Annotated in this window: 16 protein-coding genes and 1 riboswitch; of the genes, 13 read left to right on the plus strand and 3 right to left on the minus strand. The window is 43.1% G+C overall.

Annotated features, from left to right (window positions below; translation table 11 throughout):
- Positions 1–527 precede the first annotated feature (527 nt).
- The 5 genes from ACSAJE_RS09605 to ACSAJE_RS09625 all read left to right on the plus strand — a co-directional run bounded on the left by ACSAJE_RS09605 (position 528) and on the right by ACSAJE_RS09625 (position 4,349).
- Positions 528–1,394, plus strand: a complete 867-nt coding sequence (locus ACSAJE_RS09605) for a transposase (RefSeq protein WP_458008933.1) — start codon at positions 528–530, stop codon at positions 1,392–1,394.
- A 4-nt stretch (positions 1,395–1,398) separates the two neighbouring features.
- Positions 1,399–1,731, plus strand: a complete 333-nt coding sequence (locus ACSAJE_RS09610; protein ID WP_458008934.1) for a hypothetical protein — start codon at positions 1,399–1,401, stop codon at positions 1,729–1,731.
- A gap of 254 nt (positions 1,732–1,985) precedes the next feature.
- Positions 1,986–2,831 (plus strand): hydroxyethylthiazole kinase, encoded by an 846-nt coding sequence (gene thiM, locus ACSAJE_RS09615; protein ID WP_458008935.1) that lies wholly within the window; start codon positions 1,986–1,988, stop codon positions 2,829–2,831.
- Positions 2,832–2,871: 40 nt separating this feature from the next.
- Positions 2,872–3,507, plus strand: coding sequence for a thiamine phosphate synthase (thiE, locus tag ACSAJE_RS09620; RefSeq protein ID WP_243034635.1), 636 nt, complete (start codon positions 2,872–2,874; stop codon positions 3,505–3,507).
- Positions 3,508–3,695: 188 nt separating this feature from the next.
- Positions 3,696–4,349 (plus strand): HAD family hydrolase, encoded by a 654-nt coding sequence (locus ACSAJE_RS09625; protein WP_458008936.1) that lies wholly within the window; start codon positions 3,696–3,698, stop codon positions 4,347–4,349.
- Here ACSAJE_RS09625 and thiD read toward each other — a convergent pair.
- Both thiD and thiC read right to left on the minus strand, forming a co-directional pair.
- On the minus strand, positions 4,339–5,229 hold the full coding sequence (thiD, locus tag ACSAJE_RS09630) for a bifunctional hydroxymethylpyrimidine kinase/phosphomethylpyrimidine kinase (protein ID WP_458008937.1): 891 nt from the start codon (positions 5,227–5,229) through the stop codon (positions 4,339–4,341). The genes ACSAJE_RS09625 and thiD overlap by 11 nt on opposite strands.
- A gap of 173 nt (positions 5,230–5,402) precedes the next feature.
- On the minus strand, positions 5,403–6,710 hold the full coding sequence (gene thiC / locus ACSAJE_RS09635) for a phosphomethylpyrimidine synthase ThiC (protein ID WP_182434087.1): 1,308 nt from the start codon (positions 6,708–6,710) through the stop codon (positions 5,403–5,405).
- A gap of 149 nt (positions 6,711–6,859) precedes the next feature.
- Positions 6,860–6,969: riboswitch (TPP riboswitch) on the minus strand.
- A gap of 196 nt (positions 6,970–7,165) precedes the next feature.
- Between thiC and ACSAJE_RS09640 the strand changes: the two genes are divergently transcribed.
- The 6 genes from ACSAJE_RS09640 (at position 7,166) to ACSAJE_RS09665 (ending at position 14,338) form a co-directional block, all read left to right on the plus strand.
- Positions 7,166–7,615: a hypothetical protein gene (locus ACSAJE_RS09640; RefSeq protein ID WP_458008938.1), complete on the plus strand. Its 450-nt coding sequence runs from the start codon at positions 7,166–7,168 to the stop codon at positions 7,613–7,615.
- A 141-nt stretch (positions 7,616–7,756) separates the two neighbouring features.
- A complete protein-coding gene (locus ACSAJE_RS09645; RefSeq protein ID WP_118690321.1) occupies positions 7,757–8,233 on the plus strand; it encodes an Lrp/AsnC family transcriptional regulator in 477 nt (158 codons plus the stop codon).
- Positions 8,214–8,705 (plus strand): deoxycytidylate deaminase, encoded by a 492-nt coding sequence (locus tag ACSAJE_RS09650; RefSeq protein WP_444156495.1) that lies wholly within the window; start codon positions 8,214–8,216, stop codon positions 8,703–8,705. Before ACSAJE_RS09645 ends, ACSAJE_RS09650 begins: the two co-directional genes overlap by 20 nt.
- A 493-nt stretch (positions 8,706–9,198) precedes the next feature.
- The gene (locus ACSAJE_RS09655) at positions 9,199–10,143 is read left to right on the plus strand and encodes an ROK family protein (RefSeq protein WP_118690320.1); all 945 of its coding nucleotides are present in this window, start codon (positions 9,199–9,201) and stop codon (positions 10,141–10,143) included.
- A 187-nt stretch (positions 10,144–10,330) separates the two neighbouring features.
- On the plus strand, positions 10,331–11,497 hold the full coding sequence (locus ACSAJE_RS09660) for an exonuclease SbcCD subunit D (RefSeq protein WP_458008939.1): 1,167 nt from the start codon (positions 10,331–10,333) through the stop codon (positions 11,495–11,497).
- Positions 11,498–11,638: 141 nt separating this feature from the next.
- Entirely contained in the window at positions 11,639–14,338 is a 2,700-nt protein-coding gene (locus ACSAJE_RS09665; protein ID WP_458008940.1) for an AAA family ATPase, read from the plus strand.
- Here the strand turns inward: ACSAJE_RS09665 and ACSAJE_RS09670 are convergent.
- On the minus strand, positions 14,335–15,288 hold the full coding sequence (locus ACSAJE_RS09670; RefSeq protein ID WP_458008941.1) for a Gfo/Idh/MocA family protein: 954 nt from the start codon (positions 15,286–15,288) through the stop codon (positions 14,335–14,337). The genes ACSAJE_RS09665 and ACSAJE_RS09670 overlap by 4 nt on opposite strands.
- 207 nt (positions 15,289–15,495) lie before the next feature.
- On the opposite strand from ACSAJE_RS09670, the gene ACSAJE_RS09675 reads away from it, so the two are divergent.
- Both ACSAJE_RS09675 and ACSAJE_RS09680 read left to right on the plus strand, forming a co-directional pair.
- The gene (locus ACSAJE_RS09675; protein ID WP_458008942.1) at positions 15,496–16,914 is read left to right on the plus strand and encodes an ATP-binding protein; all 1,419 of its coding nucleotides are present in this window, start codon (positions 15,496–15,498) and stop codon (positions 16,912–16,914) included.
- A 41-nt stretch (positions 16,915–16,955) separates the two neighbouring features.
- Positions 16,956–17,915: a DNA-methyltransferase gene (locus ACSAJE_RS09680; protein WP_458008943.1), complete on the plus strand. Its 960-nt coding sequence runs from the start codon at positions 16,956–16,958 to the stop codon at positions 17,913–17,915.
- Positions 17,916–17,956: the final 41 nt, after the last annotated feature.

Here is a 17,956-nt window from a genome sequence, read left to right on the forward strand (position 1 = left end):
TTGTGATAAATGTTCGGGGTGAATCCTTTCGCCCCGGTGTTAATTTGTTTCGATATTCCGTGAATGGCATGAACCATCTGGAAATATCATGAATTACATGTTGTTTTGCGGTTGCCTCCTTCCTCTTCAAACAGAAACAATTGTTTACAAAGTGTTGCGTAGAAAGCGTTTTAAGATTTATGCCTCTTTAGAAATGGTAATTATTGATAAATGCCATGTTTATTGTGACAAATGAAATAAAATATTGAAATGATGTCAAAAATCTCATATACTAAAATTCAAACAAGCAACATTCAACGATATAGCAGGGGAGGAGGGATATTATTAAGGATACAATCGTTAAAGAGTACATAGGAAACCCGGAGATTTTTGCGGATGTCTTTAACTTTTTTCTGTATAATGGAGAACAAAAGATAAAGCCGGAGAATCTTACGGAGAAGGATGTTACGGAGTTGGTTACGTTGCCGGTAGCAACTGGAGAACATAGATCGTCTCGAGAAGAGGGCATTAGTACAGAAGGTTCTCAAATGAAGAAGCGTACCAAGAAGAAAACGCGCGACAGTAATTTGGCGCAGAAACATCGTGATCTGCTAAAGTTTGCAGCAATGATGCAGGACTCTCACGCAAACTATGTGATATTGGGGGTTGAGAATCAGATGGAGGTGCATTATGCAATGCCGGTGCGTAACATGGTTTATGATGCGCTGCAGTACGATAAACAGGTTGCTATGATTGCAGCAGATAATCGAAGAAATAAGAGGTTTTCCAGTGAAACCATGCGAAATAACGGAGAGTTTTTGTCGGGATTTTTACGGACAGATAAGATACTGCCTGTTATTACGTTGACATTATATTTCGGGACAGAACCATGGGATGGACCGCTTTCATTGCGGGAAATGTACGACATTAATGACAGTAAATTACTTGACTTCGTTCCTGACTACAGAGTACAATTAATTCAACCAATGACACTATCAGAAGATGATTTTGAGAAGTTTCACACAAGTTTGCGGGAGGTGCTGCAGACGATAAAGTATTCTGTGGATGCTCAGAAGCTAACAGAATATATAACGCAAAATGAACGGATGCATCGTCTTGATCTGTCAGCAGCTAATGTGATCAATACGGTTGCAGGGATAGGATTGGAAATTAAGCAAGACAGGGGGAAAGTGGATATGTGTAAAGCGATTGAGGATCTAAAGGCAGAGAGCAGAGCGGAAGGCCGTGAGGAAGGCCGCGAGGAAGGTCATACAAAAGGCCGTGCGGAAACTATAGAGCAGACGGTAGCTATGTTGAGAAATATGAAGATACCGAAAGAAACGATATTATCAGAATTGCAGAGAACATTTTCGCTTAGTGAGGAGGAAGCTGACAGAATATATAACGCAAAATGAACGGATGCATCGTCTTGATCTGTCAGCAGCTAATGTGATCAATACGGTTGCAGGGATAGGATTGGAAATTAAGCAAGACAGGGGGAAAGTGGATATGTGTAAAGCGATTGAGGATCTAAAGGCGGAGAGCAGAGCGGAAGGCCGTGCGGAAGGACGTGTAGAGGGTCGTGAGGAGGGTCGTGAGGAAGGTCATACAAAAGGCCGTGCGGAAACTATAGAGCAGACGGTAGCCATGCTGAGAAATATGAAGATACCGAAAGAAACGATATTATCACAATTGCAGAGAACATTTTCGCTTAGTGAGGAGGAAGCTGACAGAATATATAACGCAAAATGAACGGATACATCGTCTTGATTTGGCCAGATAAGAGTGCATTGTCTTGATCTGGCTAGATTTGACAAGTTTTATGTTATATGATAACCTTAATATAGATTTTGTCGTGAGGCAGAAGAAGGGGCATACCACCATCGGTATGGCTTTTTCTTCTGCCTTTTTCTTTTAAGGATAAGGATGCAGGATGATGCGACTTCCCTTGGTTGGCGTAAACTTTATGACAAAATAACATAGCATAAGAAAGATGAGGTATACAGATGATAGGCGATATTTTAAAAGACAGTGCAGAGATTTTTGCAAATATTCAGGAAAAAGCACCAGTGGTGCATAATATTTCAAATTATATTACGGCAACAGATTGTGCCAATATGACATTGGCGTGTGGAGGATCCCCAACGATGGCAGATGATCCGGATGAGGTTGAGGAGATTGCAGCGGCATGTGCAGGCAGTGTTATTAATATGGGAAATACAGCGGGACATTATCAAGAGAGTATGTTGCGCACAGGTATGGTTAATAACAAGGTAGATCATCCGTTGGTGTTTGATCCGGTTGGAGCAGGAGCGGCTGCACATAGAAATGCAGTGTTGGAAAATTTATTGGATAAAGTTCATTTTTCAGTAATTCGTGGAAATATTTCGGAGGTGAAATTTGTCGGAGATAAAAGTTCTAAGGCAAATGGGGTAGATGCAGCATCGGAAGATCTTGCATCGGAAGATACAATTGATGGAATTGCTAAGTATGCGAAGAAATTGAGCGAACGATTGAATACTGTAATTGCCATTAGTGGCCCGATCGATGTGGTGGCGGATGCAAATAAGGCATATCTTATTCGAAATGGGCATCCAATGATGTCACGAGTAACGGGTACGGGATGTATGTTATCCAGTGCAGTGGGAGTATTTGCGGCTGCCAATCCCGATAACTTGCTGGAAGCGACGGCAGTTTGCATTAGTGCATACGGATATGCAGGAGAGCTTGCTTATGAAAAGGTGCAGAGCACGAATGGTGGTACGGGATCTTTCCGTATGTTTTTGATGGACGCAATGAGCAATATGGATAATGAAACCTTTTTGCAGGGTGCCAAAATTGAAGAAGTGTAAGAAAGAGCGTAGAGAATTCGTAGAAAGAATGGAGGCTAAAATGAAAGCGGAAGATTTGATGGTGTACGCAATTACGGACAGATATTGGCTGAATGGGGCTAAGCTGGCCGATCAGGTGGAAGATGTATTGAAAAATGGAGCAACTTTTTTGCAGTTACGCGAGAAATCATTCACACATGAGGAGATGGTGGCAGAGGCAAAGGAAATTAAAGCTATTGCAGCCAAATATCAAGTGCCTTTTGTCATTAACGATGATATTTATGCAGCAAAAGAGATTGATGCAGATGGTGTTCATATTGGACAAAGCGACATGGAGTATCGCAAGGCGCGTGAAATTTTGGGAGAGGATAAGATTATTGGTCTGTCGGCAGGAAATTTACAGGAAGCGATAGACGCTGAGAAGATGGGAGCAGATTATATCGGCGTTGGAGCGGTATTCCATACGGATACCAAAAAGGACACGACGGCGATGAGTTTTGAGGAGTTAAAAGAAATCACAGATACCGTGTCAATACCGGTGGTTGCCATCGGTGGAATCAGTGCAGACAATTTGATGCAGCTTGCCGGAACAGGAATTGATGGGATCTCTGTAATTTCAGCGATTTTTGGTCAGGAAGATCCGGGCGCAGCAACAAAGAAACTGGTGGAATTGACTCGTGAGATGCTATCAAAGTAAAGTGTCGTAATGCACTGAAAAAATATTAGGTTATAGGTGAGGGCGAGATGATCAAATATCGAGCCTAAATTAGTATAACAACTGATATAAAGGGCGGGATGATCGGATACAAAGATTGTATTAGTATAACAACTGCGTATAAAAGGGTGGTATATCCGATCATAAAACATAGAGAGGATTTCTGAATCATGGATAGGAATGATATACGTAAAGTGTTGGCGAAGGACGCAAAACTTTACATTTTTGATATGGATGGAACAATCTTGAATTCTATGGTAGAGTGGTTCCATCTTGGACGTAATTATCTGGTTGCGCAGGGAGTGGCGGTTCCGGATGATCTTGAGCAGCGGATAGAGACAATGACGATGGACGAATCGGCGGAATATTTTCAGTCGCTTGGAGTGGACAAATCTGTCCCGGAAATTAATGAAGGAATTTTTGCCTATATTCGAGAAAAATATCGTACGTCGATCCCGGCAAAGGAAGGAATGTTGGATTTGATCCGGAAACTGTCCCAAAAAGAGGATAGCATTCTTTGCATTTTGACGACATCGGAGCGAAAATGTGCAGAGATGGCAATGGAGAGATTGGGTGTATTGAACTGTTTTCGGGATATCTTTGACAGCGAGCAGATTGGCTTGAATAAACGCAGCGGAGCAATATATCAATGGGTATGCGAACATTATGATGTTGCACAAAAGGATACGATAATTTTTGAAGATGCAATATATGCAGTGAAAGCGGCAAAAGAAACGGACTGTTATGTATATGGTATGAAAGATTCTTCCAATAGCACGGTGTGGAATGAAATTTGTGAAATGGCAGATGATATTATTTGCTAATATTCCAACAGTGATTAAGAGGCCCGTTTCCGTGTCCAAGATCAAGTCCGGTAGACATTGCGCCACGGACATATTCTTTGGCTGAGTATACCGCATCGGGAAGTGTTTTGCCTAGACAAAGGGCACTTGCAATGGCAGAGGATAATGTACATCCGGTACCGTGTGTGTTCGTGCAGTTTATGCGGGAGGCGCGGAACCAATGAACAGTTCCATCGTAAAGCAGATCGTCTGCATTCCCGGTGGCATGTCCGCCTTTTAATAAAATAGCACATCCATAATGGCGGTACATGATTTGTGCCGCTTTTATCATGTCGTCAGCATTTGTTATCGCGCAAGGTTTTGGTAACGCATTGAAAATACGATTGCAGAGATATTCACTTTCGGGAATATTAGGGGTTATGAGCGTTGCCATTGGGAAAAGCTGTTCGGTCAGAACACGGATACCATCCTCGTCAAGTAAAGTTTTGCCACTGGTAGAAACAAGTACAGGGTCTATCACGATGGGGATAGTATTTGCATGAGATGGGATGGAAGAATTGGGAATAGCATTTTCGTGAGCTTGCAGGGAAGAAGGTGATTGCGTTGATGGTGAGAAAAAATCCTGTAGGATTTCGGCAACAGCAGTGGCAATCTGTCCATTTCCTAACATGCCAATCTTGATGGCGTTTGGGGTGATATCCGACAATACGGACATAAGCTGTGCAGATACGACGTCAGCATTTATTAAATTGTTCTGTGTAACGCCAAGTGTGTTTTGTGCAGTCAGGGCAGTGATAACACTCATTCCATATACGCCATAGGCAGTCATTGTTTTTAGGTCGGCTTGAATACCTGCGCCGCCGCTGCAATCAGATCCTGCAATAGTAAGTGCTGTTTTCATAATCCCATCTTCCTTTCTCTTTCTACTGAAAATGTGGCCTTCGCATCTGATGTTTTGCATGCGAAGGCCAAAATATAATCATTATAAAATATAGCTCAATAGTTGTAATTGCTTCATCCGGCAATAGTTAATATTACTGTGATCATTTATTCCGCAGCTATAACTGCCGTCGATTATTCGTCAAAAATGGATACGATCTCGCCATCCAAAATGCGGTTCATATTTTTGACTGCACAGAAGTTACCACACATAGAACAGGTATCTTCTTTTTCTGGTTTTGCACCTTCACGGTAAGCCTTTGCCTTTTCCGGATCGATAGACAGTTCAAAGGTTTTGTCCCAATCAAGATCATGACGTGCGGCGCCCATTGCGTCATCCCAGTCGCGTGCGCCCGGCAGTCCCTTGGCAATATCTGCAGCATGAGCAGCGATCTTGGAAGCGATAATTCCTTCTTTTACGTCGTTAAGATCCGGTAATCTAAGATGCTCGGCCGGTGTAACATAACACAGGAAAGATGCACCATAAGTAGCGGCGATCGCACCACCGATTGCGGAAGTGATGTGATCGTATCCCGGTGCAATATCAGTAACCAAAGGCCCTAATACATAGAATGGGGCACCTTTACAGATTGTTTTTTGAATTTCCATATTTGCCTTGATCTGGTTGAGCGGCATATGTCCCGGACCTTCGATCATTACCTGGACATCTTTTTCCCAAGCACGGGTTGTTAATTCACCCAAAGTAATAAGTTCCTGAATCTGAGAAATGTCAGATGCATCTTTGAGGCAGCCCGGACGGCATGCATCACCGAGGCTCATCGTGACGTCGTACTCGCGGCAAATATCAAGCACTTCATCATAGTATTCATAAAATGGATTCTCTTGTCCGGTCATTTCCATCCAAGCGAAAATAATTGAACCACCGCGGGAAACAATGTTCATCAGTCGCTTGTTACGCTTAAAACGGGCAGCAGTTTCTTTGTTGACACCGCAATGGATCGTCATAAAGTCAACGCCGTCTTCTGCGTGCATACGCACAATGTCGAGCCATTCTTTAGCGGTGATGTCTTTTAATGCTTTGTGATAATAAACAACAGCATCATAAATTGGTACAGTACCGATCGTAGCCGGACATTCACTCGTCAGCTTGCGACGGAATTTCTGTGTATCGCCACAGGAGCTCAAGTCCATGATTGCTTCTGCACCCATGTCTACCGCACTTTTTACTTTTTCCATTTCCATGTCTAGGTCCGTCCAATCTCTGGAAGTTCCGAGATTTACGTTGATCTTGGTGCGTAAGCGGCTGCCGATACCGTTTGGCTTTAAGCACTTGTGATTTTTGTTGGCAGGAATAATAACCTGACCGAGAGCGATCAGCTCACGAAGTTCGTCTTCGGCAATGTGTTCGCTTGCTGCGACCGCTTTCATTTCCGGTGTGATGATGCCCTGTCTGGCAGCATCCATCTGTGTTGTATAACTCATAATTTCCTCCTTGTCTGAGGGGCTGCATTGGCAAAAATAATAGCTGGAGTTTCCTATTAAGCAAAAAGCACCTCAAAAAGTATCTGAGGTGCTTATTATAAGCGAAAGTACATATAGTCTGAAACACATTTCGGATAGAATGTGTGCCTTATATATGGAATCCATCTCCCTACGCCGGTATTAGCCGGATCAGGTATATGGGTCGGAACAGGTCCCTCTCAGCATAGGAGTAATCTCCTTAGCTCCCCAGATTGTATTAGTAATAACATTTATCAGTATAAGGTGGTTTGGCAATTCTGTCAATCATCAACCATATAGAAAAGAGAATTGCGCACAGTACAGAAAAGAGAATTGCGCGTGGCATAGAAAGGTGATTTGTGGTATGATGAAAGAAGTTATTTGCAGGACAAAGATTGTGTTTATTGAGAGATAGCACATGGAAAGGAAAGATGCGTATGGCAGATTTTGCAAAGTTGACCCATGTTGCCAGTGAAGTAGAGGGAAATATGCTGGTAGGACGATTAAAAGATGCAGGATTGCAAGCTTTTGTGCAGCCATCAGTCAGTCCGGTGCAGGGAAAGCTGTATACCGGAGAGTTGGGAATGGCGGCTTCCGGCGCAGATGTTTGTGTTGCTGCAGAGCGCTTGGAAGAGGCGAAAGGCTTGCTAAATCAGTGGAATGCAATACAGCCGGATGAAGCAGAGCTTGCGGCAGAGTCTGAGGAGACCGGAGAAATTCCGCCGGAAATATTAGAATATTTGGAAGAGATCACAAAGGACAAGCAGCAATCAAGGTTAAATAGTATGCTTTGGATGGGAAGATCCAAAATAATTGCACGCATTTTTGCAGGAATTATGTTTATTATGGCTGTGATCTGCATCATATTAAGCGCGATCGTGCAGTGATTCAAATGATGGATGTAAGTATAAAGAATCACTATCAATTGCCATGTTGAGCAGGGGCTGCGAAAGTGAATATAGTGATAGAAATTGTAATTCATAGCAACGGAAGAAATTGACAGAATATATGGGCATGGAGGTTTTGCGATGAAGAATAAGGAATTAGATCATGTAGATAGAGAAATATTGCGTATGCTGCAGGAAAATGCGAGAATGTCATTGAAAGACATTGCGGAAGCAGTGTTTTTGTCATCGCCTGCGGTATCGGTGCGCATTGACAATATGATTGAAGCTGGTTATATAGAGGGCTTTCACGCGACGGTTAATCCGGTCAAGATGGGCTATCATATCAAGGCGTTTATCAACTTGGAAGTATCGCCGATCGATAAGGAGCAGTTTTATCCGTATATCAAAGCCTGCCCGAATGTGGTAGAGTGCAATTGTGTGACGGGAGATTATTCTATGCTTTTGGAAGTGTGGTTCCCTAGTACACATGAGTTGGATCAATTCATTGGTGAATTGCAGCAATATGGACGAACCAAAACACTGATCGTGTTTTCTACTTCTGTAGAACACAGAGGGGTTCATGTGGATGGAGGTTTTAATGATGGAAAGGCGCGATAAAGTTAATTATTATTTGGATCTGGCAGATGTTGTGTCGCAGAGGGGAACCTGTCTGCGAAAGCGTTACGGTGCTGTCATTGTAAAAAATGACGAAGTAATTGCAACGGGATATGTAGGAGCGCCGAGAGGCCGCAAGAACTGCACAGATATTAATCGATGTATTCGCGAAGAAATGAAAATACCGCGCGGAGAGCGTTATGAATTGTGCCGCAGTGTGCATGCGGAAGCGAATGCGATTATCAGCGCAGAGCGGGAAAAAATGATTGGATCGACGATGTATTTGTCGGGTCGTGAGGTGTCAACAGGAGAATATGTACACAATTCTAATAGTTGTTCGATGTGTAAGCGAATGATCATTAATGCGGGAATCAAGCAGGTGATCGTACGTGATGATGAAGAGCATTATCGGGTGATCGAGGTGCAAAGCTGGATAGACAATGATGAGTCCTTATCCGGGATTTCAGGATATTAAGATGTGAATTTTGCTGGGAAAGATGTGGAAACTGGTCCGGAAATGGGACAGGTTAATAAATTGGACAGAGAGCCGAAAACAGGGACAGACCAATAAGCCGGACAGAGAGCCGAAAACAGGGACAGACCAATAAGCTGGACAGAGAGCCGGAAACAGGGACAGACCAATAAGCCGGACAGGGAGCCGGAAACAGGGACAGACCAACAAGCTGGACAGTGTGTCGGAATAGGGACTGACCATAATACAGGTCATTTGTCCGAAATTGTGGATAACTGTCCTGTTTTGCGGACAATTAGTGGATAACTCAACAAAAATGGGGAGAAATCCACAGGTTATCAAAGTTATCCACGAAAAATCAGTACATTTATTTTCTTTCTGATGACAGATTACAGAAAATTTGGTACACTTATTACAAAATATTATGAAGGATGTACGCTCGAAATTCTTCGTTCAGTAGATTCGGAGAGTACATAAGGAAGAAATGGAGGAAACTATGGCAAACTATATATATGGTATCGATATCGGGGGAACAACGGTAAAGATGGGACTTTTTGATGAAGAAGGAACCATGATCGATAAATGGGAGATCGTGACACACAAAGAAGATGGCGGAGAGCAGATTTTGCCGGATATTGCGGCATCGATCAAAGAAAAGAATGAGGAGAAAAATATTGCGACAGAAGATATTCTTGGAATCGGCATGGGTGTACCGGGACCGATCACAGAAGAGGGTGTTGTTTTGAAATGCGCAAATCTCGGCTGGGGAATCTTTTCGGTGGCAGATGAGGTAACCAGACTGACAGGGGTTCAGAAAGTCAAAGTTGGTAATGACGCAAATGTGGCAGCTCTTGGCGAGCAGTGGAAAGGCGGCGGCCGCGGATTTGACAGCATTGTAATGGTGACGCTTGGAACCGGTGTCGGCGGTGGAATCGTTATGAATGGTAAGATTGTAACAGGTTCCCATGGTGCAGCCGGTGAGATCGGTCATTTGACGGTTAACCTGCATGAGACGAGAGTATGTGGCTGTGGTAAGAGAGGCTGCTTGGAGCAGTATTCTTCTGCAACAGCAATCATGCGCAGTGCCAGAGAAAAAGTTGCCAATACGGACACGCCTTCTTTATTGCGCGATTATCCGGAGATTACCGGCAAAGAGATTTTCGATGCATACAAGGCCGGAGACGACATGGCAGAAGATGTGGTTAATGAATTTGCAGAGTATTTGGGACTTGGACTTGCTCATACAGCGCAGGTTATTGATCCGGAGGCATTTGTTATCGGTGGCGGTGTTTCTAAAAACGGACAGGTCGTAGCTGATATCACCAAAGAAAAATATGAGAAAAATGTTATGTTTGCATTAAAAGATAAAGAATTTCGTCTTGCAGAGCTTGGAAATGATGCGGGAATGTATGGTGCAGTTCGCATGGTATTAGTAGATTAATCGCGATTTCAAAAGATAGGTAACAGGGACGTCACACGTAATTGGTGACGTTCTTGTTACCTATTGTTTTCTTATTTATTGGGATATTGCTGTTTTGCAATGTAGCTCATTACAAAATGTTGGTGTTGCTCTTACTTTTTAGGCAGTAGTATATGTTTGCAGATGGAGAAAGGGATGAGAAATTAGCATGAAATTATTTCATATATCAGACTTGCATATTGGAAAACAATTGTATGCGTATAGTTTGCGCGAGGAACAAGAAGATATTTTGCATCAAATTGTGGAACAGGCCGTAATTCACCGTCCCGATGCGATATTGATCGCGGGTGATATATATGATAAATCGGTGCCGTCGGGTGAGGCGTATGAGATCTTTGATCATTTTCTGAATGAGATAGCATCGTTGGATCCACAGATCCCGGTGTGTATGATCGCAGGAAATCATGATAGTGCTCTCCGATTAAAATATGCAAGTTCTTTTTTGGAAAGACAGAAGATAGTTGTATCAACTATGATCCCGACGACAGAGGAGGAACATCTGCGCAAAGTGATCTTGCGGGATGAGTATGGAGAGGTGGCGGTATATTTACTACCTTTCTTGAAACCTGGTCAGGCTAGAGCCCTTTTTCCGGGACAGGAAATTACGGACTATGATATGGCGGTCCGTAAAGTGTTAGAACGGGAAGGAATTGATTTTACAAAAAGAAATATATTGGTGGCGCACCAATTTTTTGTGGGTGGTAATGGCGAAGTTGAGCGCTGCGATTCGGAATTAATGTATTTGTCAGTGGGTGGTATCGATAGTGTTCATACTGATATGGTAGAGGCGTTTGATTATGTTGCACTGGGACATATTCATGGAGAGCAGCCGGTGGGCAAGGTGCATATTCGTTATAGCGGAACGCCGTTAAAATATTCTGTCAGCGAAGAGCATCATGAGAAAGGAATTACTATGGTGACGCTGGGCGAAAAAGGGGACAGTCCGAAAATAGAACGAATACCGCTGCGACCGCTTCGGGATGTCTGCAGTCTGCGGGGAACCTTGGAAGAGGTAATTCAGGGTGCCGAGGCGCATCGAGACGATTATGTGAGCATTGTTTTGACAGATGAAACGGGTTTATACCGCCCAAAAGATCAGCTGGATGAATGCTTTGACCGTATTTTGGAGGTACGGATAGAGAATACACGTACCATGGCAAGAATGAAACAGCAGGAAATAGAGAATACACAGTTAAGTCCATTAGAAGCATTCCGGGAGTTCTATCAGATGATGAATGATCAGCCGATGAGCGAAGAGGAAGAACTGGAATTACAGCAGATTATTGCTAAGTGTGATGGAAGCAAAGAGGGTTGAGCTATGGCGTTGTGTGATGAGAGAATGTGATAAGCATAACTGCAAGATGTTAATTGTCTTGGAAATATGAAATGGAAAGCAGGAAAAGCATAGCTGCAAGTTGTCAATTGTCTTGAAAATATCATATGAGAGGAAATGAGTATGAAACCAATATATATTGAAATGAAAGCGTTTGGCTCTTATCGGGACGAAAAAATTGATTTCACCGGCAAAAGTCAGGGTTTGTTTTTGATCACAGGAGATACCGGTGCGGGAAAAACCACAATTTTTGATGCAATATGCTATGCGTTATATGGGGAAACCAGCGGTGGCAAGCGCAGCGGTGAGATGATGTGCAGTCAGTTTGCAAAACCCGGAGAAAAGACAGAAGTAAGATTTTGCTTTGACTACGATGGTCGGGAGTATTTGGTTACGAGAAGTCCGGATCAGCCCAAATGGAACAAAAAAGGGGAGCGGTTAAAGACAACGACGGGCACAAAGGTAAGTCTTATATTGCCGGATGGTACAGAATTTGCTGGGAAAACCAAGGAAACAAACGAAAAAATACAGCAGATCATTGGACTGGGGTGTAATCAGTTCACACAGATCGCAATGCTTGCGCAGGGCGACTTTATTAAGCTTTTGCATGCGACATCGGAAGAGCGCAAAGAAATTTTTGCGCGGATTTTTGATACATCGATCTATGAACAGATTCAGCGGGAATTGGCGTTGGAGGCAAAAAGCGTTTATGGAAAGCTGATCGGAAATCGAGAAGATATCATCAAAGAACTTGGGCGCATACAGGCGGTTGATGCGGTACTTGACGAGCAGTGGAATGATTTGGAAGTGCTATTTAGTGAGACACATCGCGATGAATTGCTTGCTCTGGCAAAGCGTATATGTGAAGACAGCAACCAGCAGCTTGGACAAGTGGAAAATGACAAGGAAAATGTAGGAAAGACATTAGAAAAAATATCGGCACAGATCGAAGCGGGCACCAATATCAATCGACTGTTTGAAGAGTTAGAACGCCACCATAAGAAAGCAGAACAGTTGTCAGTGGAGAAGGAAACAGTGGATGTAATGCGGCTTAAGCTGGATGCCGGTCGGCGTGCGATGGTTGTCGACAAGGATGCCAAAATTGTAACGGAACGCAGAAAAGAATCTGCAGATTGCAAGCAGCGATTGGAACAGTTAAAACAATGGTTTGAAGAAAGTGTCCCAAAAATGGAACAGATAGAAAACGATTACCAGTCATTGGGAAAGCAATTGGAAACAGAGGTTCCTGTGCTGGAAGAAAAGGTACGTGTCCGTAAAGAGGGACTTATTCGGTTGCAGGAAATACAAAAATTACAGGCAGAGTTTATGGCGTGCCAAGGAAAACTGCAGGAAGCGGAGACTCTTTTGCAGCAAAGTGAACAGGAGTATGAGGAAATTCATGCCCAGATCATGGATAATCAGGCATTGCAATTGCGTTTGACGCTGGTAGAGGGGGAACCTTGTCCGGTGTGTGGAAACGTGCATCATCCGGTGATGGAACACGATGTGGATCATGATCAGAAATCTGATAGGATGGGATCTGCGGATGCTGTGTTTGAAACAATGGTAGAGCAGGAAAGACGTTTGCAATCGAAACGGGAACAGGATCAAAAACAGGTAGTGCAGTTGCAGCAAAAGTTGGCGGGGATACAGGGAAAATGGGAAGCCCTGCAGTCGCAACTACACGACGATGAGATGCCAACCGTTTCACAACGAACAATACAAGATGCCGTGTTGCAGGATATCCCGGATCAGTTCCAAAATGACCTTAATGAATGGCAGGCAAAGATTGCGCAGATCAAGCAGAAAGCGGCCGCTGCAGAAAAGAAGCATGAAAAATTTGCGCGGGAAAAGCAGGAACGAGAGGGAGAACGTAAGGCAGAGACTGCTCATTTAGAGCGTTGTGTTGAGGCAGTGGCGCAGGCAGAAACGGCGTATACACAAAGCTTAACGGAGCAGGACTTTGAAAATGAGGAAGCGTACCAAAATGCGCGCATGGACAAGCAGCAATTAGATGCATTTCAGCAGCAGATTAATGAGTATGAGCAATCGTGCAAGCTGACCGAAGAACGTGTCCGTGATCTGGAACAGCAGACCAAGGATAAGAAACCAATAGAACTACAGCAATTATTGCAGCAAAGAGAGGAACTTGGGCGCCGACAGAAATCATTAGAGGCACAGGTGAAAGAACTTTATCATGTGGCGAAAGAAAATGAACGTGCATATGAAGCCGGCACAAAGCTGTACGAAAAAAGGGACAGCATGAAACGGCATGCGGAGATATTAGCGAACTTAGATAATACTGCGAATGGAAGAATCTCTAAACGGCACGTTAATTTTCAAACATATATTCAGCGGCGTTATTTTGCACAGATTATTGACCGCGCTAATCAGCGTCTGGTGCGGATGACGAATCATCAATTCGAACTTCGATGTCGGGATCTGGAACATTTGCGGACCGTGGGACAGGTTGGTCTGGATCTGGATGTGTATAGCATCGTCAATGATCAGGTGCGTGATGTGAAAACGCTATCGGGTGGTGAATCTTTTGTTGCAGCGCTTGCGATGGCGCTAGGGATGGCTGACATGATACAGGACAGCCGAGGCAGTGTACACATAGATACGATGTTTATCGATGAGGGATTTGGAGCGTTGAGCGAGGAGACGAGAAACCAAGCGATCGCTGTGTTGAATGAATTGTCAGGCGGCAAGCGCTTGGTTGGAATTATCTCGCATGTCAGCGAATTAAAGGCGCAGGTAGGAACGAAGCTTGTCGTGACAAGAACGGACAAAGGCAGTCATGCGCACTGGGAGATGGATTAAGGGTTCAAATGTAGCACTTCTGAGGTGATGCGGGCCGCATCTATCGTCATCTGATGTGGGCAGATTGGGCTTTCTAATAATCCGTTTTCGATGCAGCGAACGACCTCTGCCACTTCATAAACAAATCCATTTTCTTCACCGCTGTCAAAGGAATCAATGCACTCATCGGCACTGTTATACAGTTCTGCCCTAGAACCAAAGTGCATTTTAGGAAGGCGAATATATCCGTCCTCGCCGTAAATGTAAGCATCTTCCGGCATTTTGGTGGTAAAAGAGCACTGTAAATTTGCAATACAGCTTTCGAGCTGCAGATTCATACTGACCAGATCATCTACACCTGTAGAATGTCTTGCAACAAAAGCCTCCATATCCAGTATTTTTTCATCCACGAGATAAGGTAGCACCTCGAGTGGATAAATGCCGAGATCATACAGAGAACCACCGCCGAGTGCCGGGTCAAAGAGTCGTCTATTGTAGACAGGATCAGCTTTCCAACCGATAGTTGCCTGCATTAATTTTACTTTGCCGATACGACCCTCCCGGATCCATTGCTTGGCGGTTATTGTTTTTGGCAAAAAACGTGTCCACATAGCTTCCATCAAAAACAAGTTTTTTTGTTTGGCAAGGCTACAGACGGTAAGCGCCTCGTGAGCAGACCGTACCAAAGATTTTTCGCAGAGAACATGTTTGTCGGCTTGCAGACATTGCAATATGTTATCGTAGTGAGCGTTGGTGGTAGTTGCGATGTATACGGCGTCGATGCGAGGGTTGGCGAGTAATTCTGCATAATTTCCGTAATAGGACGGAATATGCTCGCGCGCCGCCCATTCCTGTGCGCGATCCAGTGATTTGCTGGCAACCGCAATGACTTCAGCGTTATCCAGTTGTCTGACGGCATCTGCAAATTTGCGTGCAATGTCGCCTGCTCCAATAATTCCAAAATGTATCATATTTCATGTGCCTTTCTGTGTTCTGTGATTTGCAGCGGTGCTGCATCGTGATTTGGCAAAAGAATAGCATAGGAAGAAAGGTGTGTCAATTTGTAAGCTGAATAGAAAGATAGGATTGATATACCTGCATTTTTGTGATATATTTAATTCAAATCAATTTTGTTCAAATGAATTTGAATTAAATGTGACGCGGGGGAGGCGGTATCAATGTTTATAGGAAGAGAACGAGAACTTGCATCTTTAAAAGAGTTTTATGATAAAGATGGAATTGGAATGACGGTGATATATGGACGCAGACGCATTGGAAAGTCTACGCTTATTGCCGAATTTGTCAAAGATAAAAAAACAATTTTTTATACAGCTACAAAAGTTGGAAAAACCAGAAATCTCGAATTGTTTTCAAGACAGGTAGTGGATCTGTTTATGCTTGGGATGGAGAATATTAGTTTTGGAACATTAGAAGCTGTTTTTGATTTTATTGATAAAAATATAGGTGATGAAAAAATCATTCTTGTAATAGATGAACTGCCGTATTGGGCTGAAAAAGATGAAGCACTTCTGTCTGTGCTGCAGAAATATATAGATACAGTGTGGAATGACAAGAATCTAAAAATAATTCTGTGCGGGTCTGCGCTTAGCTTTATGGAGAAGAAGGTGTTGAGCAAAAAGAGTCCGTTATTTGGGAGGCGCAATTCTCAAATTAAATTGGAGGCGTTTAACTATTTGGACGCAGCAAAATTTGTTCCAAATTATTCGAACGAAGATAAGGCAATCTGTTATGGAATTACCGGCGGTGTTGCGAAGTATCTTTCTATGATTGATTCCAATAAAAGCATTGATGAAAACATCGTCAGGCTCTTTTTTAGGACAGATGGATATTTATATGATGAGACAAGAAATCTTTTGACGCAGGAATTTTCAGATATATCATTGGTAAATAATATTGTTGAGCAGATCGCATCCGGCGAAAATGCACTTAATATTATTGCGGCAAAGATAGGAGAAAAAGCTCAAACGGTATTGTATTCGTTAGAAAAATTAAGGAATGTGGGGTTGATTGAGAAGAAAAAATGCATCACGGATGAAAAAAATAAAAAGAAGACGCAGTATGTTTTGAAAGATTATATGTTCAAGTTTTGGTATGAGTTTATTCCGAAAGCTACCAGTGTCATTGAGATGGGGCAGGGAGAGATTTATTACACCAAAGTTGTTAAGCCGGTATTGCATTCTTTTATGGGATCAATTTTTGAAGAAATGTGCAGATATTATACGTTGATGAAAGGAATAACCGGTGAATATGGGTGCTTTATTACTTCTGTTGGTACGTGGTGGGGTGTAGAAAATATCACAGAGAAAGATGGAGAAGTGCGGGCTCAATCTGCAGATATTGACGTTGTTGCTTTATCTGAAGTTGACAAAAAGGCAGTCGTTGGCGAATGTAAATTCAAGAATGAAAAGATCGACAAAGGTATATATGACACGCTGATTAGAAGGAGTAAACTTATTTCTGCAAAATATAAAGTTTCAAAGTATATATTCTTTTCGTTGTCCGGATATACGGACTGGTATGACTCGTTAGCCGATGAAGATGTTTTATTGCTTACATTGGATTCGCTGTATGAGTAAAAAACAGGAATACGGTAGGACAATGGGAAAGGAGGAGTATCATGAAACAAAAGGCAGCCAGAAATAAAACAATAGATTTCTCTTTAGAGGAAGGCCATGAGTATTTGGAACGATGCATTTTGGCAGAAAACGGCGATCAGCTTAAAACTGCATTGCAGGACGGCAGTACTATGACTCCGGATGCGCTTTATGATCAATATATTATTGGAGATACATTTCAGGTAATGAAAGAATTACCGCCAAATTTTGTGGATCTGCTGATCGTGGATCCGCCCTATAATTTGGCAAAAGATTATCATGGCAATAAATTTAATGCGGTTGGCAGAGAAGAATATCGGGAATATACCATAAAATGGGTGCGGGAGGTTCTTCCTTTGCTCAAAAAGACAGCGTCTATTTATGTGTGTTGTGATTGGAGATCAAGTTTGATCATAGGTGACGTGCTTCAGGAATATTTTTTGGTGCAGAATCGGATCACGTGGCAGCGCGAAAAAGGACGCGGCGCGAAATCCAATTGGAAAAACGGGATGGAAGATATTTGGTTTGCGACGGTGAGCAGAGATTATACGTTTCATTTGGATGAGGTGAAAGTGCGTAAACGGGTTTTGGCTCCGTATCGGGTAGATGGAAATCCTAAGGATTGGGAGGAAACGGATGAGGGGCGTTTTCGAAATACCTGTCCGTCAAATTTTTGGGATGATATATCGATTCCATACTGGTCTATGCCGGAGAACACGGCACATCCGACCCAAAAACCGGAAAAATTGCTGGCAAAGCTGCTATTAGCAAGCAGCAGCAAAGACGATGTTGTTTTGGATCCTTTTGCGGGATCAGGCACAACGGCTGTCGTGGCAAAGAAACTTGGGCGAAAGTTTGTTGCAATTGAGCAGAATCCGTTGTATGGGGCATGGGCGCAGAAACGGCTGGAAATGGCTGAGACAGATGCATCGATTCAGGGCTATGAAGACGGTGTTTTTTGGGAGCGTAACGCCAGAAAATAAAAATAGGGGCAGGAAATATCCTTGCCCCTTATCTTATAAAA

The organism is Jutongia sp. SJQ-6 (assembly GCF_054161275.1).

What these genes read in the sequence shown, in the direction of transcription:
- ACSAJE_RS09680 (WP_458008943.1), top strand. Translation starts at nt 16,956, where the DNA reads ATGAAACAAAAGGCAGCCAGAAATAAAACAATAGATTTCTCTTTAGAG.
- ACSAJE_RS09645 (WP_118690321.1), top strand. Translation starts at nt 7,757, where the DNA reads ATGAAGAATAAGGAATTAGATCATGTAGATAGAGAAATATTGCGTATG.
- ACSAJE_RS09610 (WP_458008934.1), top strand. Translation starts at nt 1,399, where the DNA reads ATGCATCGTCTTGATCTGTCAGCAGCTAATGTGATCAATACGGTTGCA.
- ACSAJE_RS09650 (WP_444156495.1), top strand. Translation starts at nt 8,214, where the DNA reads ATGATGGAAAGGCGCGATAAAGTTAATTATTATTTGGATCTGGCAGAT.
- ACSAJE_RS09665 (WP_458008940.1), top strand. Translation starts at nt 11,639, where the DNA reads ATGAAACCAATATATATTGAAATGAAAGCGTTTGGCTCTTATCGGGAC.
- ACSAJE_RS09625 (WP_458008936.1), top strand. Translation starts at nt 3,696, where the DNA reads ATGGATAGGAATGATATACGTAAAGTGTTGGCGAAGGACGCAAAACTT.
- thiC (WP_182434087.1), bottom strand. Translation starts at nt 6,710, where the DNA reads ATGAGTTATACAACACAGATGGATGCTGCCAGACAGGGCATCATCACA.
- ACSAJE_RS09660 (WP_458008939.1), top strand. Translation starts at nt 10,331, where the DNA reads ATGAAATTATTTCATATATCAGACTTGCATATTGGAAAACAATTGTAT.
- ACSAJE_RS09655 (WP_118690320.1), top strand. Translation starts at nt 9,199, where the DNA reads ATGGCAAACTATATATATGGTATCGATATCGGGGGAACAACGGTAAAG.
- ACSAJE_RS09675 (WP_458008942.1), top strand. Translation starts at nt 15,496, where the DNA reads ATGTTTATAGGAAGAGAACGAGAACTTGCATCTTTAAAAGAGTTTTAT.
- thiE (WP_243034635.1), top strand. Translation starts at nt 2,872, where the DNA reads ATGAAAGCGGAAGATTTGATGGTGTACGCAATTACGGACAGATATTGG.
- ACSAJE_RS09670 (WP_458008941.1), bottom strand. Translation starts at nt 15,288, where the DNA reads ATGATACATTTTGGAATTATTGGAGCAGGCGACATTGCACGCAAATTT.
- thiD (WP_458008937.1), bottom strand. Translation starts at nt 5,229, where the DNA reads ATGAAAACAGCACTTACTATTGCAGGATCTGATTGCAGCGGCGGCGCA.
- ACSAJE_RS09605 (WP_458008933.1), top strand. Translation starts at nt 528, where the DNA reads ATGAAGAAGCGTACCAAGAAGAAAACGCGCGACAGTAATTTGGCGCAG.
- thiM (WP_458008935.1), top strand. Translation starts at nt 1,986, where the DNA reads ATGATAGGCGATATTTTAAAAGACAGTGCAGAGATTTTTGCAAATATT.
- ACSAJE_RS09640 (WP_458008938.1), top strand. Translation starts at nt 7,166, where the DNA reads ATGGCAGATTTTGCAAAGTTGACCCATGTTGCCAGTGAAGTAGAGGGA.